27 protein-coding genes are annotated in these 20824 nt (G+C 42.2%); 19 read left to right on the top strand and 8 right to left on the bottom strand.

Going from position 1 to position 20824, the window contains the following annotated elements:
* Positions 1–33 precede the first annotated feature (33 nt).
* The 7 genes from K1I44_RS09165 (at position 34) to K1I44_RS09135 (ending at position 6084) form a co-directional block, all read left to right on the top strand.
* The gene (locus K1I44_RS09165; protein WP_219985996.1) at positions 34–882 is read left to right on the top strand and encodes a DUF72 domain-containing protein; all 849 of its coding nucleotides are present in this window, start codon (positions 34–36) and stop codon (positions 880–882) included.
* Between the two features lie 12 nt (positions 883–894).
* Positions 895–1710, top strand: a complete 816-nt coding sequence (locus tag K1I44_RS09160; protein WP_003398311.1) for a sulfite exporter TauE/SafE family protein — start codon at positions 895–897, stop codon at positions 1708–1710.
* Positions 1711–1735: 25 nt separating this feature from the next.
* Positions 1736–3124: a bifunctional metallophosphatase/5'-nucleotidase gene (locus K1I44_RS09155; protein ID WP_219985995.1), complete on the top strand. Its 1389-nt coding sequence runs from the start codon at positions 1736–1738 to the stop codon at positions 3122–3124.
* A 57-nt stretch (positions 3125–3181) separates the two neighbouring features.
* Positions 3182–3484 (top strand): YunC family protein, encoded by a 303-nt coding sequence (locus K1I44_RS09150; RefSeq protein ID WP_003398309.1) that lies wholly within the window; start codon positions 3182–3184, stop codon positions 3482–3484.
* A 51-nt stretch (positions 3485–3535) separates the two neighbouring features.
* Positions 3536–4285, top strand: coding sequence for a sporulation protein YunB (gene yunB / locus K1I44_RS09145; protein WP_035045300.1), 750 nt, complete (start codon positions 3536–3538; stop codon positions 4283–4285).
* 183 nt (positions 4286–4468) lie between these two features.
* Positions 4469–5980 carry a sodium-dependent transporter gene (locus tag K1I44_RS09140; RefSeq protein WP_219985973.1) on the top strand — a complete coding sequence of 504 codons (1512 nt, stop codon included), beginning with the start codon at positions 4469–4471 and terminating at the stop codon, positions 5978–5980.
* Positions 5980–6084: a methionine/alanine import family NSS transporter small subunit gene (locus K1I44_RS09135; protein ID WP_003398304.1), complete on the top strand. Its 105-nt coding sequence runs from the start codon at positions 5980–5982 to the stop codon at positions 6082–6084. Before K1I44_RS09140 ends, K1I44_RS09135 begins: the two co-directional genes overlap by 1 nt.
* 21 nt (positions 6085–6105) lie before the next feature.
* Here K1I44_RS09135 and K1I44_RS09130 read toward each other — a convergent pair whose 3' ends face one another.
* On the bottom strand, positions 6106–7077 hold the full coding sequence (locus K1I44_RS09130; RefSeq protein ID WP_219985972.1) for a M23 family metallopeptidase: 972 nt from the start codon (positions 7075–7077) through the stop codon (positions 6106–6108).
* Between the two features lie 125 nt (positions 7078–7202).
* Here K1I44_RS09130 and lipA point away from each other — a divergent pair, with 125 nt between their 5' ends.
* On the top strand, positions 7203–8117 hold the full coding sequence (lipA, locus tag K1I44_RS09125; protein ID WP_370627985.1) for a lipoyl synthase: 915 nt from the start codon (positions 7203–7205) through the stop codon (positions 8115–8117).
* Positions 8118–8162: 45 nt separating this feature from the next.
* On the opposite strand, the gene K1I44_RS09120 is transcribed toward lipA, so the two are convergent.
* Positions 8163–8792: a YhcN/YlaJ family sporulation lipoprotein gene (locus tag K1I44_RS09120; protein WP_219985971.1), complete on the bottom strand. Its 630-nt coding sequence runs from the start codon at positions 8790–8792 to the stop codon at positions 8163–8165.
* Positions 8793–8903: 111 nt separating this feature from the next.
* On the opposite strand from K1I44_RS09120, the gene K1I44_RS09115 reads away from it, so the two are divergent.
* Positions 8904–9179, top strand: a complete 276-nt coding sequence (locus K1I44_RS09115; RefSeq protein WP_003398297.1) for a YutD family protein — start codon at positions 8904–8906, stop codon at positions 9177–9179.
* Positions 9180–9202: 23 nt separating this feature from the next.
* Here K1I44_RS09115 and K1I44_RS09110 read toward each other — a convergent pair whose 3' ends face one another.
* Together K1I44_RS09110 and K1I44_RS09105 are read right to left on the bottom strand one after the other, a co-directional pair.
* A complete protein-coding gene (locus K1I44_RS09110) occupies positions 9203–9475 on the bottom strand; it encodes a hypothetical protein (protein ID WP_003398296.1) in 273 nt (90 codons plus the stop codon).
* A 36-nt stretch (positions 9476–9511) separates the two neighbouring features.
* Entirely contained in the window at positions 9512–9778 is a 267-nt protein-coding gene (locus K1I44_RS09105) for a DUF3055 domain-containing protein (protein WP_003398295.1), read from the bottom strand.
* A gap of 114 nt (positions 9779–9892) precedes the next feature.
* Here K1I44_RS09105 and K1I44_RS09100 point away from each other — a divergent pair, with 114 nt between their 5' ends.
* From K1I44_RS09100 to K1I44_RS09090, 3 genes are all read left to right on the top strand, one after another.
* The gene (locus K1I44_RS09100) at positions 9893–10333 is read left to right on the top strand and encodes a DUF86 domain-containing protein (RefSeq protein WP_003398293.1); all 441 of its coding nucleotides are present in this window, start codon (positions 9893–9895) and stop codon (positions 10331–10333) included.
* 48 nt (positions 10334–10381) lie between these two features.
* On the top strand, positions 10382–11017 hold the full coding sequence (locus K1I44_RS09095; RefSeq protein WP_003398291.1) for a helix-turn-helix transcriptional regulator: 636 nt from the start codon (positions 10382–10384) through the stop codon (positions 11015–11017).
* Between the two features lie 92 nt (positions 11018–11109).
* Positions 11110–11880, top strand: coding sequence for a TIGR01457 family HAD-type hydrolase (locus K1I44_RS09090; RefSeq protein WP_219985970.1), 771 nt, complete (start codon positions 11110–11112; stop codon positions 11878–11880).
* Positions 11881–11907: 27 nt separating this feature from the next.
* On the opposite strand, the gene K1I44_RS09085 is transcribed toward K1I44_RS09090, so the two are convergent.
* Positions 11908–12405 carry a phosphatidylglycerophosphatase A family protein gene (locus K1I44_RS09085; RefSeq protein WP_003398288.1) on the bottom strand — a complete coding sequence of 166 codons (498 nt, stop codon included), beginning with the start codon at positions 12403–12405 and terminating at the stop codon, positions 11908–11910.
* A gap of 132 nt (positions 12406–12537) precedes the next feature.
* Between K1I44_RS09085 and yutH the strand changes: the two genes are divergently transcribed.
* The 5 genes from yutH to thrB all read left to right on the top strand — a co-directional run bounded on the left by yutH (position 12538) and on the right by thrB (position 17912).
* Complete coding sequence (yutH, locus tag K1I44_RS09080; RefSeq protein WP_219985969.1) at positions 12538–13467, top strand: spore coat putative kinase YutH; 930 nt, start codon at positions 12538–12540, stop codon at positions 13465–13467.
* A gap of 45 nt (positions 13468–13512) precedes the next feature.
* Positions 13513–14478, top strand: a complete 966-nt coding sequence (locus K1I44_RS09075) for a 2-hydroxyacid dehydrogenase (protein ID WP_219985968.1) — start codon at positions 13513–13515, stop codon at positions 14476–14478.
* A gap of 163 nt (positions 14479–14641) precedes the next feature.
* Positions 14642–15943, top strand: a complete 1302-nt coding sequence (locus K1I44_RS09070) for a homoserine dehydrogenase (protein ID WP_003398282.1) — start codon at positions 14642–14644, stop codon at positions 15941–15943.
* On the top strand, positions 15943–17001 hold the full coding sequence (gene thrC, locus K1I44_RS09065; RefSeq protein ID WP_003398281.1) for a threonine synthase: 1059 nt from the start codon (positions 15943–15945) through the stop codon (positions 16999–17001). Before K1I44_RS09070 ends, thrC begins: the two co-directional genes overlap by 1 nt.
* A complete protein-coding gene (thrB, locus tag K1I44_RS09060; RefSeq protein ID WP_003398278.1) occupies positions 16998–17912 on the top strand; it encodes a homoserine kinase in 915 nt (304 codons plus the stop codon). The genes thrC and thrB overlap by 4 nt, the downstream gene beginning before the upstream one ends.
* A 53-nt stretch (positions 17913–17965) precedes the next feature.
* Here the strand turns inward: thrB and K1I44_RS09055 are convergent, their stop codons facing one another.
* Positions 17966–18202 (bottom strand): NifU family protein, encoded by a 237-nt coding sequence (locus K1I44_RS09055; protein ID WP_003398276.1) that lies wholly within the window; start codon positions 18200–18202, stop codon positions 17966–17968.
* Positions 18203–18296: 94 nt separating this feature from the next.
* Between K1I44_RS09055 and K1I44_RS09050 the strand changes: the two genes are divergently transcribed.
* The gene (locus tag K1I44_RS09050; RefSeq protein ID WP_091701035.1) at positions 18297–18602 is read left to right on the top strand and encodes a YuzD family protein; all 306 of its coding nucleotides are present in this window, start codon (positions 18297–18299) and stop codon (positions 18600–18602) included.
* 13 nt (positions 18603–18615) lie between these two features.
* On the opposite strand, the gene K1I44_RS09045 is transcribed toward K1I44_RS09050, so the two are convergent.
* Positions 18616–19683 carry an NAD(P)/FAD-dependent oxidoreductase gene (locus tag K1I44_RS09045; protein WP_003398272.1) on the bottom strand — a complete coding sequence of 356 codons (1068 nt, stop codon included), beginning with the start codon at positions 19681–19683 and terminating at the stop codon, positions 18616–18618.
* Between the two features lie 166 nt (positions 19684–19849).
* Between K1I44_RS09045 and K1I44_RS09040 the strand changes: the two genes are divergently transcribed.
* Entirely contained in the window at positions 19850–20089 is a 240-nt protein-coding gene (locus K1I44_RS09040; protein WP_003398271.1) for a YuzB family protein, read from the top strand.
* A 4-nt stretch (positions 20090–20093) separates the two neighbouring features.
* Here the strand turns inward: K1I44_RS09040 and K1I44_RS09035 are convergent, their stop codons facing one another.
* Complete coding sequence (locus tag K1I44_RS09035) at positions 20094–20777, bottom strand: DUF2225 domain-containing protein (RefSeq protein ID WP_003398270.1); 684 nt, start codon at positions 20775–20777, stop codon at positions 20094–20096.
* Positions 20778–20824: the final 47 nt, after the last annotated feature.

Below are 20824 nucleotides of genomic sequence, written 5' to 3'. Positions count from 1 at the left end.
TATGTTATGGTAAGATGAATATAGGTGATGAATATGATTTATGTCGGATTAACGGGATGGGGCGACCATGACCGTTTATATCCATCTCGTCTAGCAGCAAAAGATAAGTTGCGAGCGTATGCTGCCCATTTTCCAACTGTTGAAGTCGATGCGTATTTTTACGCCATTCAACCACGACAAAATGTAGAGAAATGGATTGTGGAAACGCCGTCTTCGTTTCAATTTATCGTCAAAGCGTATCAAGGAATGACGGGACATCAGCGTGGCGACATCCCGTATGCGAATAAAGATGACATGTTTAGCGCATTTTTGCAGTCGATTGAGCCGTTTCAGCAAGCGAAGAAACTGGCGATGGTATTATTTCAATTTCCACCTTGGTTTGACTGCAAAAAAGAGCATGTACGTTATTTGCGTTGGTGTCGTGACCGAATGAAAGATGTGCCCGTTGCGCTTGAATTTCGTCATCAATCGTGGTTTTCTCCGCCTTTTTATGAAAAGACGCTGCGCTTCATGGAAGAAGAGCGATGGATTCATAGCATTTGTGATGAACCGCAAGCAGGGGAAGGTTCGGTTCCGACCGTTCTTTATCCAACAGACAAGCATAAAACACTTATTCGTCTACACGGACGAAATGTCGCTGGTTGGAATAAACGCGATGATGAAAATTGGCGTGCCATTCGTTATTTGTACCGATATAACGAGCAAGAACTGTTACAATGGGCGACACATATTCGAATGCTACAAACAAAATGTGAACATATTTACGTATTATTTAACAACAATTCGGGTGGTGATGCGGCTGATAATGCGAAACAGCTGTTGCAGTTTCTTCAAATTGAATATACAAATTTAGCACCGAGACAGCTCGATTTGTTTTCATAATGGGGGATGAACATGGAGTACTTTTTTCTTTTAATTATTGGTTTTTTAGCAGGAACGATCGGCAGTCTTGTCGGTTTAGGAGGGGGAGTCATTATCGTTCCAGCGCTTCTTTTTTTAAGTGCAGCTCATATGTTGCCGGCCATTTCACCACAAGTCGCGGTTGGCACGTCGCTTGTTGTAATTATTTTTAATGGATTGTCGTCAACTTTAACATATATGAAGCATAAAATGGTGGACTATAAAAGCGGCTTGTTTTTTTTCATCGGCAGTGGGCCGGGCGCCATGTTAGGGGCATGGGTAAATCAACATGTTCATATGCATCATTTTTCGCTTTACTTTGGACTGTTTTTAATTGCTGTTTCATTTTTGCTTATGTTTCAATCGCGTTTTTCACCGCGTGCAACACGAACGTTTCCTGTTGTGCGCACGTATGTCACGAACGAAGGAGAGGAAGTGACATACGGATATGATCCGTTCATCGCTACGCTCATTGCGTTTGTTGTTGGCTTTGTCGGCGGGTTTTTTGGCATTGGTGGCGGTTCGCTCATGGTGCCTGCGATGATGTTATTGTTTTTATTTCCTCCTCATGTGGCGGTAGCGACATCGATGTTTATCGTCTTTTTGTCATCCATTGTTAGCTCATCGACACATGTATGGATGGGAAATGTCGCATGGACGTTTGCGTTTGCGCTCATCCCGGGCGTATGGGTCGGTGCAAAATGTGGCGCATGGCTTAATCGGAGACTAAAAGGAAAAACAGTTGTGACGCTACTGCGGATCGTGCTCATTTTACTTGGGGTTCGTTTAATCGTGCAAGGACTTGGCTAGTAGAGGGAAAGGTGTGTTGCAAACATTGAAAGAGATGATACATATTTATCATACAAACGATGTGCATAGCCATTTTGAACATTGGCCAAAAGTAGTGCATTATTTACGAAAAAAAAGAAGCGAGCATAAAAAACAAAGTGAACATATGGTTTTGCTAGATATTGGTGATTTTATTGATCGATTTCATCCGATCACAGAAGCGTCGGATGGAAAAGCTAATATCGCCCTTTTAAACGATGTGGCGTACGATGCCGTCACAATTGGAAACAATGAAGGAATTACGCTAAGTCATGAACAACTAGATAAGCTGTACGAGCATGCTACCTTTCCTGTGCTCGTCGCAAACGTTTTTTATCAAAACGGAGAGCGTCCCCGTTGGATGAAACCGTATATCATTATGACATTCGGACGTGCGCGCATAGCTTTCATTGGAGTGACCGTCCCATTTCAGACGTTTTATGAGCTGCTCGGATGGCGCGTTGCTGATCCGTTCGCTACCGTCGCTCAGCTCATTGATGAACTTTCGGCAAAAGTGGATGCAATCATTTTGTTATCTCATTTAGGGATAAGTGATGATGAAAAAATGGCTCATCTGTTTCCGCAACTGACAGCAATTTTAGGAGGGCATACGCATCATGTATTTGAATGCGGAAAACGTGTAAACAACACGTTGCTTTGTGGGGCTGGGAAATTTGCGCATTACGTCGGATGTGTGACGTTGACGGTTGATACAAAAAGCCGGAAAGTTGATGCACGTGCATATGTGAAACATATCGATGCTCTTGAACAAGAATGTATGGAAACAAAACAAAAATTACATCATATGGTCGAACAAGCGACGAACGCATTGGCACAGCCAGTTGTTTATTTGCCTGAAACTTTACATATTGACTGGTTTTCACCATCCCCATTCGCGTCGCTTCTGGCGAAGGCGTTAAACGAATGGTGTGAAGGTGATGTGGCGATGGTGAATGCAGGTGTGTTGCTTGCTTCGCTCCCAAAAGGTGTCGTAACGAGAGGGGACATTCATCGCATTTGTCCGCATCCGATTAATCCGTGCAAAGTATATTTGCGCGGAAGTGAACTGAAAGAAGTCATTTTACAAGCGGAAACAGAACAGATGAAACAGTTGCGTGTGAGAGGATTCGGATTCCGCGGGGAAGTGATGGGACAAATGGCATATGATCGCATCACAATTGAAAAAGAACAGCTAATTGATGGTCAAGAACATGTGCGCCGCATTTTTATTCACGACCAGCCAATCGATGAGCAAAAAACGTATGCGGTGGCGACGATTGATATGTTTACGTTCGGTCATTTGTATCCAGAAATATATCGTGCAAAAAAACAATATTATATGCCGGAAATGTTGCGAGATGTGCTTGCATGGAAGTTAAAAAACATGTATCCATGATAGGCACCGTTCTTTCTTTTATTCATACATTGAATAAAGGAAAGGAGCGTGAAATGTATGGTTGAGGTTAGACCGTTATGGATTGACGGAAAACCGTTTACAGCAATTTCTGTTCAGTTGCCTAAAACGACGTTGTTAGCTGTTGCGAACGATACAGGATATATTATGTGCGGGGCATTAGATGTGGCGCTATTAAACAATAAATTGCGCGACCGAGGAATTATCGCAGGAAGAGCAGTAGGAGTGCGAACGATTGACCAGCTGTTAGAAGCGCCGCTTGAGTCGGTGACATTGGCGGCCGAACAGCTAGGTATCTCACGTGGAATGAAAGGAAAAGACGCCTTGCTTCTCATGAAATAAAATAATAATCCCCTGCTCGACCGCATACATATAGCGTGAGAGGGGGGATTTTTGTTGTATCAACAATTGCGTAAAAGAAGAAAACCGCTACCCGTCCGTTATATTTTTTTAATCACGTTCGTTTTTTTTATTGTTTCGACTGTTGCGAGCCTTTGGTTCATTAATAGAGGAATTGAACCGACGCTTATGGCGATCGCCGAGAAAGAAACGCGTCGCCTAGCGAACTTAGTGATAAACAATGCCATTAGTCAACAAATTGCTGAGGACGATTTCAACGTCGAAAACTTCATTAACATTGAAAAAGATGGGCAAGGAAAAATTTCTGCTATTGACTTTAATGCAACAGTAGTCAATCGTGTATTAGCAAAAACGACAAACCGCGTACAGCGAAATTTAAAAGCAGCATCGGAAGGAAAACTATCCGCGCTTGAGTTTCCAGACGTGCAAGTTGAAACGGAAAAGGAAAAAGGGATTATTTATTATATCCCTCTCGGACAAGCAACAAACAATGTCCTATTAGGAAATTTAGGTCCGCGTATACCGGTTCGTTTTTACGTCATTGGGGACGTTCATTCGGATGTCAACAAAAATATTCGTCCATTTGGGATTAACAATGCTTTAATAGAAATAGCAATTCATATTGAAGTGAACGTGCAAATTATTATTCCATTTGCGACGAAAACAGCGACGATTCAAAACGACATTCCTGTCGCTATCCAAATTATTCAAGGCGAAGTTCCGCAATTTTACAATCAGGGAGGGGAAGGAAATACGTCGATTGAACTTCCTATTCAACAATAAAAAATTCTGAAAATTTTATTTTTTAAAATATTATTTTGACAAAAGGCTTGTCCATTGTTATACTTAAAACTAAACGAAACAAAAAAGTCTGAAAAATTAAAATAATCGAACAAGGTGGTGGTATTGCACTTATTCGTCTGTTACTCTGTAAAGATAAAAATGGATTAAGGAGGTCATTTATCTATGGAAAGTCGTCAACAATGGGGTACGCGTGCTGGTTTTATTTTGGCAGCGGCCGGCTCGGCAATTGGTTTAGGAAACATTTGGAGGTTTCCAGCTGTCGCATATGAAAATGGTGGAGGAGCGTTCTTCTTCCCGTACTTATTCGCTTTATTAACGGCAGGTATTCCAATTCTTATATTGGAATTTACGCTCGGGCATAAGTATCGAGGGTCAGCGCCATTAACGTTTGCTCGCTTAAGCAAAGGGACGGAATGGATCGGTTGGTGGCAAGTACTTATTTCATTCGTTATTTCGACGTATTACTCCGTCGTTATTGCTTGGGCGATGTCTTACACGTATTTCGCTTTTACATCGAAGTGGGGAGAAGATACAGGAGGCTTCTTATTCGGTGAGTATTTAAAATTAGCAGAAACGCCAGGTACATTCGGAGGCATAGTTCCAGCTGTTCTTATTCCGCTTGTTCTCGTGTGGGTCATTAACTTAGCTGTTTTATATAAAGGGGTTCGTAAAGGAATTGAGTTAGCGAATAAAATTTTCTTGCCAACGCTCGTTGTTTTATTCTTTATTATCGTCGTTCGCGCGGTCACGCTAGAAGGTGCAGTTGAAGGATTGAACGCATTTTTTAAGCCAAATTGGGATCAAATTATGAACGGAAAAGTATGGGTTGCTGCATACAGTCAAATTTTCTTTAGCTTGTCGATTGCATTTGCTATTATGATTACGTATTCAAGTTATTTACCGAAAAAATCAGATATTACAAACAACGCCTTTATTACAGGATTTGCAAACTCAGGATTTGAACTGTTAGCCGGTATTGGTGTATTTAGCGTACTCGGTTTTTTAGCTCACCAACAAGGTGTAGAAGTGAGTGAAGTCGTTAAAGGGGGCGTCGGGTTAGCGTTTGTTGTCTTCCCGCAAATTATTAACCAATTTCCAGCGTTTAATGAATTTTTCGGCGTGTTATTTTTCCTTTCACTAACGTTAGCTGGTTTGTCATCCCTCATTTCCATTTCGGAAACATATGTAGCGGCAGTTCAAGAAAAGTTTGGTATTTCTCGCACGAAAGCCGTTCTTGGTGGCGGCGGATTAGCGGCGTTAATCGCGCTCGTGTTTGCAACAAACGGTGGATTATATTTCTTAGATGTTGTCGACTATTTTATTAATAACTTCGGTGTTGCACTTGTCGGTCTAATCGAAGTGATTGTTATCGCATGGGTGTTAAAACAACTCAATGCGCTTCAAACACATGCAAACAGCGTATCAGATATTATGGTAGGTGCGTGGTGGAAAGTTTCGCTCTCTGTGATTACACCGATTGTACTAGGCTATATGATGTTCGATAGCATTAAAACGAACGTGAAAGAAAATTATGGAGGATACGATACGTTATTCGTTGTTAAATACGGATGGACGATTGCGGCGCTTGTCATCGTTCTCGGATTTGTACTTTCAGTGAAGCGTTGGAAAGACGGAGCGCTTTCTGTTCCGGCGGATAAGGAGGTTTCGAGCTAATGCAAACAAGTGCACTCGTTATGATGCTTGTCGGTATGGTCGTCATTTGGGGTGGATTTCTCGCTAGCGTCGCTCATGCAGTGAAGAAGAGCCGTCAGTCATAAAAAAAGATGGGGCAAAATGCCTCATCTCTTTTTCATTCGTTCTTGTCTTTCCCACTGTTTTAAATAAGGATATGGATCGAACGACCATTCTGTATAGCCATTATCTTTATACATCCCATAATGAAGATGAGGTGGAAACTTACCTGACGTTCCGGGTGGCCCATAACCAGAGCTTCCAACTGAACCGATAAGCATACCAGGTTCCACAATAGATCCTTCTTCTAAATTGTTGGCGAATCCGTTTAAGTGTGCAAAGTAGTGGTACGTATTGTTGATGTCGCGAATACCGATGCGCCAACCACCGTATTTGTTCCAACCTTTTAATTCAACGATGCCATAACATGTAGAACGAACCGGCGTGCCGTAGTGAGCAAAAATGTCTGTTCCCTCATGAATGCGGCGCCCTCCCCACCCACGTGCATCTCCCCACGTACTTCGATAACTATATTCAAAGCGGTGCGGAATGGGAAACGCGTATTGATCGAGTTGGAGCGTTCCGAAATGTTTATATAACTTTACTTTCCCTAAAATCATATCGACCGTTTTACTTCGTTCATAATAATCCCATAGCGCCATTTTTATATGCGTATGATCTGTTCCGTATGACCGTAAAAAACGCGCAAAAGCAAATAAAACGTCCTCATCATTTGTTCGATCTGCGAAACCGTCTCCATTTCCATCTATACCCATTCCACCGAATTGGCTAATTGTGAATGGATTTTGATCTTCTTGATTAAAATTAAGCGGCCCTGACCATCGTTCTGGAGGAATATAAATGCTAATTACTCCTGTCGGCTTTGGTAAGTCGCGCCGCGCTTGCCGAATGCTACGTTCGTACTGGTCGACTGCTGCAAAATAATACCACGGAATAAATGAAATGGCTTCCGCTTTTTTATAAAGCTCCATTCGCTTGTCATATAAATCATTTGGTGCAGCTGCAAATGCTTGAAACGGCACGAAAAGAAGAAAGATGATGCACCATAATGTTCTCACGCACTCTTGCTCCTTTCTCCGAAGTTCATATCATTAGTTTGGGGTAATCGACTGTTTTCATAAATAAAAAATGTTGGAAAAACAAACTGTTTTGTATTGTAAAGCAATAACTCGTATAATGAGTAATGTATATTAACGAGTGGAGCGTGAAAATGATGTCGACAAAAGAACAGCACCTTCGCAAACCAGAATGGTTAAAGATAAAGTTAAATACAAATGAACATTATACGGGCTTGAAAAAAATGATGCGTGAAAAACAGTTGCATACTGTATGCGAAGAAGCGCGTTGCCCAAATATTCATGAATGTTGGGCTGTTCGCCGAACGGCAACGTTTATGATTTTAGGGGACGTATGTACGCGTGCTTGCCGCTTTTGTGCCGTCAAAACAGGATTGCCTACTGAGTTAGACTGGCAAGAGCCGGAGCGTGTAGCTGAATCTGTTCGCTTAATGAATTTAAAACATGTTGTCGTTACCGCGGTAGCTCGCGACGATTTGAAAGATGGGGGAGCAGCTGTATTTGCGGAGACGGTGCGTGCCATTCGCCGAAAAAATCCGTTAACGACGATCGAAGTGTTGCCGTCGGATATGGGAGGCGTATATGAAAACTTACGAACGTTAATGGATGCACGCCCTGACATTTTAAATCATAATATCGAGACCGTCCGTCGTCTTACTCCACGTGTTCGTGCACGCGCAACGTATGAACGTTCGCTTGAATTTTTACGCCGCGCAAAAGAAATGCAGCCTGATATCCCAACAAAATCAAGCTTAATGGTTGGTCTTGGAGAAACGAAGGAAGAAATTTTGGAGGCGATGGATGATTTGCGGGCGGTCGGTGTGAATATTTTAACAATCGGTCAATATTTACAGCCGACAAAGAAACACTTGAAAGTAGAAAAATATTACCATCCTCACGAGTTTATGGAATTAAAAGAAATTGCGTTAATGAAAGGATTTAGTCATTGTGAGTCTGGTCCGCTCGTTCGCTCCTCTTATCACGCCGATGAACAAGTGCAATCAGCAAAGGCAGCGGAGTGAATGATGAAGGATGTCCCACTTCGTTTGAGCGGGACATCCTTTTTCTTATTGCATCATATTCATTTCTTCGCGTTGCAAACCGTTTTCGTTTTCGCCACTACTTATTTTTTTACCTTGAGGCGATTTAAGCATTTCGTTAATTGTCTGTTGTAAAACTTGATCGACATTTTGACTATTTGCATCTAAACGGCCAAAGCGTTCAATATCTTGAAACATGCGCGGATTATCCGAAACATACACGTGATAATAACGCGGCACGACAGAAATGGCTGTTTTTTTCACTTGATCGGCCGTTTCGAATCGGTTCGTACTGTCTGTTTTGTAAACAACAAAGACAGTATCATCTGTAACGAGTGTTCCGACATCATAAACGTTTGGAAGTTGTGTGCACAATTTGCTAATTAAATCAGCGACATTTTCACGGTTTAATACAGGTATGGTTGCATATTGTGTTGTGTCCCCTGGGATGGGGCTTTTTTGATGACGGACGTAGCCGAAATTTGTTAGACGTGAATCAAGTCCGTTTCGCACACCATGCTCGTTATATAAATCGTTTCGTGAGCGAACGTTAATCGTCGTTCCGCTTTTTTCATACAAAGACGTCGATTCATTTCCAGCGCACCCCGATAATAAAGCGATGGCGCTTATTCCTGTGATGATCCATGTTTTCCGCAAAGCAACTCCCCCCTTCTTTTTTATTATTCGTTTTATTTAGCAATTCATAATGGTCATTGCTTGGGGGAAAGACATGTTTTATGATAGAAATGGAAAGAAGAGGTGAGGACGATGATTTGTATTCATAATACGTGCTACGAACTTGTAGAAAATGTACGCAACGGTTTTAATGAAGAAGCATTTCGGGCACGTTATACAGACATTTTAAATAAATATGACTACATTGTTGGGGATTGGGGATACAATCAACTTCGTTTGCGTGGTTTTTTTGACGACCACAATCAAAAGGCGACATATGATACGAAAATAAGTACGTTATCTGAATATTTGTTTGAATATTGTAATTTTGGTTGTGCGTATTTTGTATTGCGAAAGGTGAAAAAATAGGTCAGGACGCCTGACCTATTTTTTCATGAGTATGGTTGTTGCCCATTTTCATCCGGGTCATCATGTACCGGATGAGCCCCGGGATCTTGGCGCGGAATATTTTGGTGAAGCGATTTATATTCGTAATTAAACGCACTGTAGTATCGTTGTCCTTCTTGCCAAGGTGTACTTTTGTTTTGAACAGGTTCATGTTCACCACGCGGGGCGCCATAAGGGCCTTCTGGCAGCGTCTCTGGAACGAGAAAGTTTTTTCTCGCCTCTACTGTTGAAAAATCATGGTATGTTTCATCGGCCATGTACGCTCTTCCTTTCTTTTTTGCATAGCGTTCCACTTAACCGACAATTTCATGTAAAAAACTTCTCAATTCGTTTGCCTCTTCTTCGTTTAAATGGTATACATGTTCAATATATCCCGGTTGTTGCAAGTCATCTGAACCGATAATGGCATATCGGTTGCTTTGTAAATCGAGTACGAGCACTTTTCCATAGAAGCGGTCTGTCTGGACGATCGCTAAGTCAAATCGCTCTTCTTTGCCAACGAAGCTGACGAACCGGGTTTTCGTATCAACTGTCTCATCATATAAAAAGAACCTCTCCATATAAAATCCTCCATCCGTTTTTGTTTGCTTCTTCATCTTATCAAAAATATGTTAGATGTGTAAAAGAAAGCGCTATGCTACAATAAAGGAAAAAGTCAGAAAGGAAGATGGGAGATGTATTTTGTCGATCGTCAAAAAATCGAAAAAACATTAACATATATGGAGCAAACTGTTCGCTATGTCGAACAATCGTTTCACACACCGATCGAAAAGCTCGCTCTTGAGCGTATCGGACACGTCATCATTGAATCGATCATTGATGTGGGAAATGCGATGATCGACGGTTTTATTATGCGCGATCCGGGAAGTTATGAGGACATCATTGACATTTTAGTTGATGAACGTGTTGTTTCCGCTGAGGAAGGCGAGGCATTAAAACAAATCATCCATTTTCGTAAAAAGCTTGTTCAACAGTATATCGACGTACCGCATGCCGAATTGTTGGAGGTGTTACAACGTTATAAACATGTTCTCCAATCGTTCCCTCCTTCTATTCGCTCGTATTTACAGAACGAACTCGGCCCTGTGTCTGCCTTTTTAAACGAAAATGTTTAAAAATTGTGTGTATAGGGGTAAATCGTGTAAAATGGAAGTGGGTGAAAAATGATGCGAAAAAAAACCTCTTCCACAAAAGAACAAATTTTGAATATGTTAAAAGTGCAAAAGCGACTAACGGTCGGTGAAATGGCGGAGCAACTTCGAATTACAGAAATGGCTGTACGCCGTCATTTGACCGCACTTGAACGAGAAGAGCTTATTGAATCGACGCTCGTTCGTCAACCGATGGGAAGGCCGACAAACGTATATCAATTAAGTGTTAAAGGACACCAACGGTTTCCCCGCCATTATCAGCAAACGATGCTTGACTTTTTAGCTGATTTGGAACAAATGGGCGGCAAGCACATGGTAGTCGAGTTGTTTCAAAACCGGCAAGAACGGATGAAAAAGTTGTATGAGCAGCAGCTCGGCGATAAATCGTTTGATGAAAAAATAAAAGAACTCGTTGCAGTTCAAAACGAGCAAGGGTATATGTCGGAGTTATTACAGCATGATGACGGCTCGTTTGAGCTAGTCGAACATAACTGTCCTATTGCCGAAGTAGCTCGAGCGTATCCGATTGCTTGTGAATGTGAGCGACAGCTGTTTGAAACGCTTATTCATGAGGCAGACATTGTACCGAAGACGTGTTTAGCGGACGGCGATGATGCGTGCCGCTATCATATTAAACGAAAAAAATGAACAATCGTTGACATTCGTTGCTCCTTCTTTGACAAGTGCATTTGTTTTGCGTTAAAGTTTGAACGTGCAAGTTGTCAAAAGGAGTGGCGAAAGTGAAAGCATACCAAGGTTATTTAATTGATCTGGACGGTACAATGTATCGTGGAACAGAACGGATTGAAGAAGCATGCGCATTTGTCCATCGTCTTCATGAAAAAGGAATTCCATATTTGTTTGTAACGAATAATTCTTCGCGTACGCCAGAACAGGTGGCAGAAAAACTGCGTCGATTTGATATCCCGGCAACGAAAGATCAAGTATTTACGACAAGTCAAGCAACTGCCAATTACATTTATGAAAAAAAGCCAAACGCTTCTGTTTATGTCATTGGAGAAGATGGTATTCGTCAAGCGCTTGAGGAGAAAGGTTTTACATTTGCGAACGAAGATGCTGAAGTGGTTGTCATGGGCATTGATCGTAGCATTAATTATGAAAAGTTAGCAATCGCTTGTTTAGCTGTTCGCAACGGGGCGATGTTTATCTCGACGAACGGAGACATCGCCATTCCGACCGAGCGCGGGCTTTTACCTGGGAATGGCTCTCTCACATCTGTTGTTGCTGTATCGACACAAACAAAGCCTATTTTTATTGGCAAACCAGAAAAAATTATTATGGAGCAAGCACTTGAAGTACTTGGTGTTCCAAAAGAAGAAATATTAATGGTTGGGGATAATTATGACACCGATATTATGGCGGGGATGAACGCAGGAATGGATACGCTTCTCGTTCATACGGGTGTAACGACAAAGGAGATGTTGCAAACGTACGATCGACAACCAACATATGTTGTCGATTCGTTAAAAGAGTGGATGGAACGTATATAAAAAAGGTGCCAAATTAAGGCACCTTTTTTATTCGACATGGGCTGCGCGGTGAGCGAGACGGCTTGAAGCGGCAGCGGCAATTGCCCCGACGATATCGTCTAAAAATGTATGACATTGACCGGACGATTTATCATTTAGTTGTTTTAAAATACCTGGTTTTTGTTTATCAATGTATCCGTAATTTGTAAAGCCGATGGAACCGTATACGTTGACGATGGATAGAGCTAAAATTTCGTCCACCCCATATAACCCTTCGTCTTTTTCAATAAACGATTGCAGTGGTTCTTGTAACAGTCCTTTTTCTGCTAATATGTCGAGTTGAATGCCGGTGAATAGGGCGTTTTGTACTTCGCGTTTCGCAATGACTCGGTTGACGTTATGAATGCATTCATCCATTTTCAAATCCGGATGATATTTCGATTGCAAGTAATAAACGAGCTCAGCGATATGCTCGATTGTTACACCTCGATCAGCAAGCCATTGTCGCGCAATTTGCTCCATTTTCCCTATTTTCTTTTCCTCCATCCACTTCACCTATTTCTTTTTTTATTTTTTACAATGTATGTGCTCTTTTTATGAAACGTGCGTGTATTTCCTCTCTCATATGAAGTTTATACGTATTTTTTAAACATATACATGAAAGAAGGAGGGATGTGCATGGATTATTATTTTCGTATTGATCAGATCAAGCCAGTAGACGAACGCTTCATGATTCATAGTGGAAACGATATATATGTCGCCGTGCCAACAAATGAGAAAGAAAGCGACATACAGCAATTATATTACATGGCGATGTATATGCGAGCACAAGGTGATGAAACGGTTGCGACGTTGCTCCCAACGAAAACAGGTCAGTTTGTTGGAACGTTGCAAGGAAAACGAGTGAGCGTGTGGAAAATAGAAAGCCGAATGAAAACAGAGGATGTCGCCCAACAACTCGCCTTATTTCATCAGCGCGGACGCACATATCCGTATGCGGTGTCATCGCGAAGTCGATTTGGGCAATGGGGAGAACTGTGGGGGCAGCGCATCGATCAACTTGAGCAGTTTTGGGAGTTGCAAGTGAAATCATCTGAAAAAAGTGAGGTGGATAAGCAGTTTATTGAGACGTTTCCATATTATTTAGGTTTGACCGAGAATGCCATTCAATATGTTGTTGATACACAGTTAGATGAAGTTCCGATGCGTAGCGACATGCCAACTATTTGCCATGAGCAGTTCTCCTTACAAACGTGGAAAGATGGAAAAGTGCCGACAGATTGGGTATTTGACCATGCGAGTCGAGATCTGTCGGAATGGATTCGAACACAATGGTTGCTAAAAAAAGAAGATAAAGAAGTTGTTCACTTTTTACAAACGTATGAGCATATTCAATCGCTTAGCCGATTTTCATGGCGTATGATTTATGCCCGTTTATTAATGCCAATCCACTATTTCCAAGCGATTGAAAATTACTACGGATCGCAACATGGGCGTGATGGGCAATTATTGCAACAAATATTTGCAGAGATCGACGGATACGAACAAAAACTTCGGCATTTCCATGATATCACGACGATAGCTATTCCTCGGCTCGATTGGTTATAAATATGGTAAAATAAAGTGAAAAGTATGTTTAAGGGAGTCGAGGTTATGGGGAGACCGTACGTTTTTATTACGAGACAACTACCAGACGATGTTGTTGCTCCGTTATGTGACAAATATCATGTGAACATGTGGCCGCATGAGGACATCGCTGTGCCGCGCGACGTATTGCTTGAGGAGGCGAGCAAGGCAGAAGCGTTAATTACGATGTTATCTGATCGCATTGATGAGGAGCTGCTGAAGCAAAGTCCGAAGCTTCGCGTAGTGGCAAATGTAGCGGTCGGCTACGACAATATCGACGTAGAGGCAGCGAAAACATATGGAGTTATCGTTTGTAACACTCCTGATGTGTTAACAGAAACGACAGCAGATTTAACATTTGCTTTACTGCTAGCAACAGCGAGACGATTAATTGAAGCAGCCGAGTTTGTTAAAGAGGGGAAATGGAAAAGCTGGAGCCCTCTTTTACTTGCAGGAACGGATGTTCACCATAAAACGATAGGAATCGTTGGCATGGGGAAAATTGGTCAGGCTGTTGCACATCGAGCAAAAGGATTTCATATGCGCGTGCTGTACTATAATCGTTCGCGAAATATTGAGGCAGAAAAGACGCTTGATGCGACGTATTGTTCTTTTGATGAATTGCTGATGCGATCTGATTTTGTCGTCTGTTTAGCTCCGTTGACGAACGAAACGTATCAATTGTTTAACCGTGCCGCGTTTGCGAAAATGAAATCATCAGCCATTTTTATTAATGCAGGACGCGGGGCGATCGTTGATGAAGAAGCGCTATATGATGCGTTAATTCATCGACGCATTGCCGGCGCAGGGTTAGATGTGTTCGCACAAGAGCCGATTCGTTCTGATCATCCGCTTCTGCAACTACCAAATGTTGTTGCACTCCCCCACATAGGAAGTGCGACGAAAGAAACGAGATATGCAATGATGCATGTATGTTGCCGCAATGTAATGGCCGTCTTGGAAGGAAAAGAACCATATACACCTGTGCGTTAGAGCCAATAGGCTCTTTTTTTATTTTTTTAGAAAATTTTTAAACATAAAACGTTTTCATATGATACGATAGTGAAAATAAGGATTGTAAATGAAATGGAGATGTTCTATAATGTCTACTATATAAAAACAAATGTTCACTACAGAAAAACAAGAGGTGGGGAAGATGGTAAAAAGCGTGTCAGTCGGATTATTAGGATTAGGGACGGTTGGTAGTGGTGTTGTTAAAATCATTAAAAACCATCAAGATAAATTAATGCATCAAGTCGGTTGCCCTGTAGAAATTAAAAAGGTTGCCGTTCGCGACCGCGATAAAAAGCGAGATGTCGCTTTGCCGGAGGCGGTATTAACGACAAATGTAGAAGAAGTGATTCATGATCCGGACATTGATGTTGTCATTGAAGTGATGGGAGGCGTCGAAGAGACGCGTCAATATATACTAACGGCATTAAAAAATGGGAAGCATGTCATCACAGCGAATAAAGACTTAATGGCATTGTATGGAACAGAATTACTTTCCGTTGCTTCTGAGCATGGCTGTGACTTGTTTTACGAGGCGAGCGTAGCTGGCGGTATTCCGATTTTGCGCAGCCTCGTAGATGGGTTAGCTTCTGATCGAATTACAAAAATGATGGGAATTGTTAACGGTACAACGAATTACATTTTAACAAAGATGAGCAAATTCCACCGCGCGTACGATGAAGTATTAGCGGAGGCGCAGGCACTCGGTTACGCCGAAGCCGATCCAACGGCGGATGTTGAAGGGTTAGACGCAGCAAGAAAAATGGCGATTTTAGCTCGACTTGGTTTTTCGATGAACATCGATTTGCAAGATGTGTACGTGAAGGGGATTACGGAGATTACGGAAGAAGACTTAAACTATAGCAAACGACTCGGTTATACGATGAAATTAATCGGTATTGCCCATCGAGACGGCGATAAAGTCGAAGTTAGTGTACAGCCGACGTTGTTGCCAGAGACGCATCCGCTTGCGTCGGTAAACGATGAATATAACGCGGTTTACGTTTACGGTGAGGCGGTTGGCGAGACGATGTTTTACGGTCCAGGGGCAGGCAGTTTGCCGACAGCGACATCTGTCGTATCTGATCTCGTTGCTGTCGTGAAAAACATGCGTCTTGGTGTGAATGGAAGAAGTGCAGTCACTCCACAATACGATAAGCAGTTAAAAGAAGATAGCGAAATATATTCGAAGTATTTTTTACGCATTCATGTAAAAGATCAAGTCGGGGCGTTTGCAAAAATTACATCGCTCTTTTCGGAAAGAGGAGTGAGCTTTGAAAAAATTTTACAATTGCCATTAAATCAAAAAGATTTAGCCGAAATTGTTCTCGTTACACACCAAGCATCGTTAAAAGACTATCGTGATGTATTACAGCAGTTGAGAGATTTAGAAGTTGTAGAAGAAGTGAAAAGTTCTTATCGAGTAGAAGGGGAAGGTGCATTGTAATGTGGAGGGGATTGTTACATCATTATCGCGACTACTTGCCGGTCACAGACAAGACGCCGATGTTATCGTTACATGAAGGGAATACACCACTTATCCCGCTTGTTCACTTATCAGAAAAACTCGGTGTGGAATTATACGTTAAAACAGAAGGAGCAAACCCAACAGGATCGTTTAAAGATCGCGGAATGGTTATGGCGGTGGCGAAGGCAAAAGAGGAAGGAAGCGATACAATCATTTGCGCATCGACAGGAAATACGTCTGCAGCAGCGGCAGCTTATGCTGCACGAGCAAATATGCGCTGCATTATTATCATTCCTGATGGGAAAATCGCGCTCGGAAAGTTGGCGCAGGCGGTCATGTATGGTGCAGAAATCGTTGCAATTCAAGGGAACTTTGACCATGCATTAAAAATGGTACGCCGTTTGAGTGAGATGGCTCCGGTTACGCTCGTTAATTCAGTAAACCCGTATCGGATCGAAGGACAAAAAACGGCCGCTTTTGAAATTTGTGAGCAACTCGGGGAGGCGCCTGATGTTCTTGCCATTCCAGTTGGGAATGCGGGAAATATTACGGCGTATTGGAAAGGGTTTAAACAGTTTCATGAAAAACATGGAACGAAATTGCCGCAAATGCGAGGTTTTGAAGCTGAAGGTGCAGCTGCCATTGTGCGAAATGAAGTAATTGAAAATCCTGAAACGATTGCAACGGCGATTCGCATTGGTAATCCAGCTAGTTGGGAATACGCTGTTCAAGCTGCCAACGAATCAGGTGGAAAAATCGATGAGGTAACAGATGAGCAAATTTTGGAGGCGTACCGTTTGCTTGCGCGCGAAGAAGGAATTTTTGCAGAGCCTGCTTCGTGTGCATCGATAGCTGGTGTAATGAAGCAAGTGGCAAGCGGTGAAATTAAAAAAGGCAGCCGTATTGTTGCGGTGCTAACTGGAAACGGATTGAAAGATCCGAATGTAGCGATGGAAGCGATGAACGTTCAACCGACTGTACTGCCAAATGATGAGGAAGTCGTGTTTGCTCACATTCAAGGGGCTGTTCTCCAATGAATGACGGTGAAATGTTAAAAATTGTTGTGCCGGGAAGTACTGCCAACCTCGGACCCGGTTTTGATTCGATCGGATTAGCTGTTTCGCTTCATTTAACGTTAGAGGTAGTGCGTGCAACAACATGGGAATTCGTCCCGAAAACAAATGAAGTAAAAAGTATTCCGACTGGGGAAAGCAATTTAATTTATCAAGTAGCAAATGAGCTGGCGAGTCAGTATGGTGTTACGCTCCCTCCTTGCCGCGTGTTTGTGTCAAGCAACATTCCCTTTACACGCGGTCTCGGAAGTAGTGCTGCGGCGATTGTGGCAGCTATTGAGTTGGCCAATGAGCTTGGACGTCTCAGTTTGTCGCAAGAAGAAAAAATGAGAATAGCTACCACATATGAAGGGCACCCCGATAACGTTGGCGCTTCCTTATATGGAGGGTTAGTAATTGGTAGCTATGTAAAAGAACGTACGCATGTTGTGCACGTTCCGCACATCCCGATAGATCTCATTGCGGTCATTCCGACGTATGAACTGGAGACGAAAAAATCACGTACCGTTCTTCCGAGTGAGTTCACACGTGCGCAGGCAGTAGAGGCGAGTGCGGTCGGAAATGTGCTCGTTGCCGCATTGCTGACACAAAACTGGTCACTGGCAGGTGAGATGATGGATGCGGATCTTTTTCACCAGCCATATCGGAAACGTCTCGTACCTGAATTGAAACGAGTGCGTGTCGTGGCGAAGCGGAGTGGAGCATTCGGTGTCGCATTAAGCGGCGCAGGTCCGACTGTACTTTGTTTTGCTGAACAAGGGTGTGGAAAAGAAGTATATGATGCCCTACAAGCGGCATTCCCTCACGATGACGTACGTATGTTGTCCGTAGAGACAACGGGTAGTTGCGTATATAAAATGGCGTTAGAAAAATAAACATTTCCTAACGGAAAAAGGGTGTCCAACGTTTTTGGACCCCCTTTTTGTCGTTAAAATACTTGTTCTACTTCAACGACGCCAGGAACTTCTTCAAGCAATGCCCGCTCAATACCAGCTTTTAATGTAATAGTTGAGCTTGGGCAGCTTCCGCAAGCGCCAAGAAGACGAAGTTTTACGACACCGTCTTCAACATCGACTAATTCGCAATCTCCGCCATCGCGAAGTAAAAATGGACGAAGTTTATCTAATACTTCTTGCACTTGTTGTTTAATATCTTGATCTGCCATTTTCATCGACTCCTTTCACTAATTTTATTATAATCATCATGATGAAAAAAATCTATTAACGTTACTTAACTTTTTTCCAGGGGAGAGAATGAATATGATTGAAATATGTGTGTACGGAGCGGATACAGTTTGTGCTTCTTGTGTCGGTGCCCCGTCATCAAAAGATACGTATGAATGGATTCAAGCTGCAGTTTCACGAAAATATCCGAATCGTGCGTTTCAGTTCGTTTATGTTGATATTTTTTCGCCACCGGAAGACGATGAAAAGCGTCAATTTGCGCAAAAAGTAATCGACGAAGATTTATTTTATCCGGTTGTTGTTATTGATGGAGAAATGGTTGATGAAGGGAATCCAAAATTAAAAAACATTTATGAAGCGATAGAAAAAAGGGCGGAGTAATTCGCCCTTCATCTCAATATCCGTTATGGTACTTATACATCCATAGTACGCCTGATTTCAGGAGGCGTGGGACGCGTCCAGTCAGCGGACGATCAGCAACGAGGCCGAACCCGTGTTTTTTCCCTAACGATCCTAAAACACCTTTTAATTTAATTGGCGGAAATTCGCTCGGCGGTTCTTCACCTTTCCAACGTTTTTGCAATACTTGAGCAATTTGCTCTGCTTGTCCTTCAGCTAATTGTGCACTCGGAGCGTGCGGCAAACTTGCGCAATCTCCAACAACATATACGTTTTCCATATGCGGAATATGGTGTCGTGGCGTAAGTAACACACGCCCTTGGCTATCTTTTTCGACGTTAAGTTCACGAACGACACGATTCGGTTGGATGCCGGCGGTCCATACAATGGCGTCGCAGTGGATCGCTTCATTGTGATTATACAGCGTATGTTCTTCAACCTTTGTAATGTTCGATTGGCGAATGAGTTCGACACCGTGTGAATGAAACCATTGCTCGACGTAACGACTTAATCGTTCAGGGAACATAGACAAAATGCGCGTGCCACGGTCAAATAATTTTACGTGTAAATCAGGACGACTTTCAATGAGTTCACTTGCTAATTCTACACCGCTTAATCCAGCACCGACAATTCCAACGATGCTATGCGGTGGGAGATTGTTCAACTTTTGATACGTTTCTCTTGCTTTATCGATAGTTTGAATGCTATAAGTAAAAATGTCTGCACCAGGTACACCGTGATATTTATCTTCACAGCCTAACCCGATGACTAAATCGTCGTATGGGATACACGATCCGTCTTGAAGATGGACGACTTCATGATGTAAATCAATTTTTTTTACCTCGCCGAATATATACGATAGGCGAGGGTGTTCTGGAAATGGGACGCGAATGTGCTGGTCACTAATCGTTCCAGCAGCTAAAGCATAATACTCTGTTTTTAAACAATGATATGGAACGCGATCAATTAGCGTAACACGAATATGTTCTGGTAAATTTGGAAGTATGCGGAGTAGTATACGCATATTTCCGTATCCGCCACCAAGTAGCACGAGGTTTCTCATGGAAGCTTTCCCCTTTTGATAAAATTCGACCATTAAAAGTATAGCGAAATTGTGACAAAATAACAACATTTTTTCGAAAAACGTGACTAATTAAGATGATTTTTATATGTGAATATTACATGATTTTTTGTAAATGTGCTACAATAGTAAGATTGAGGTGAACACATTGCTACAACCAATCGTGGAGTTTTGTATAAGCAATTTAGCAAATGGGTCACAACGTGCGCTAGAGCAACTTGAAAAAGATCCAAATTTAGATATTATCGAATATGGGTGTTTAGGCTATTGTGGAAAATGCGCGAACATGTTGTTTGCGATGGTAAATGGAGAGATTGTGACAGCAGAAGACGCTGAGCAACTTGTTGAAAAGATTTATGCATATATTGAGGAAAATCCAATGTTTTAGGGGGCTATTGCGCCCCCTTTTTTTCTTCGCGAATGTCTTGCCAACGGTCGTAGGCCATATTGACAATTCCTTTTTCAATCGTTTCTTTTTTTCTTGCGATAACACGGGAAAAATAAATGATTGCTTGTTTTTCATTGCCTAGTCGGCGATACAGTTCTCCGATTAAGTACAATAAACGTACTTCGGACATATGCGTATGAACAAAGTCGTCTGCTTCATAAGAAGCAACGTATTGTTCGAGTGCGAAACGCATACATCGCTTTTCTTCTTCATGCTTTTGCTTCGACCGATACAACCATGCAAGGCGCATATAAAGCCCCGCAATCGCGATATGCTTTTCTTTTTTCAGTGTTGCACAATAAATGCCAAGTTTATATGTATCAACTGCATCACGAAATGTGCGCACTCCACCGTAATTTTTCCCACGCCAATTGGCGCGTACATGTTGTTCGATCGTCTCAAGCGTGCGAGGGGGGAAATATGTCGAAAATTCTTCTGTTGCTGCAAATCCACAATGAGGGCAAACGTGTACATAATATAAAAGCGGATTTGCTTCTTCGCTCGCGTAATGTGAACAAAAGTCAGTATCGTGCTGAATGGGACGAATGAAACGTGAACGAACTTTTTTCGTTGTATATGTTTGTTTACAAACGAGACACGTGACGTTACGATCATATAAAATATCCATGGTGTTCCCCGCCTTATATGATTGATAGTAACATTATACTATATGTT

Origin of the sequence: Anoxybacillus sp. ST4 (genome assembly GCF_019448545.1) — a bacterium.
GTDB lineage: Bacteria > Bacillota > Bacilli > Bacillales > Anoxybacillaceae > Anoxybacillus > Anoxybacillus pushchinoensis.
Note: the sequence above shows the minus strand (reverse complement) of the source record. Positions and strands in the feature narration are given on the sequence as shown.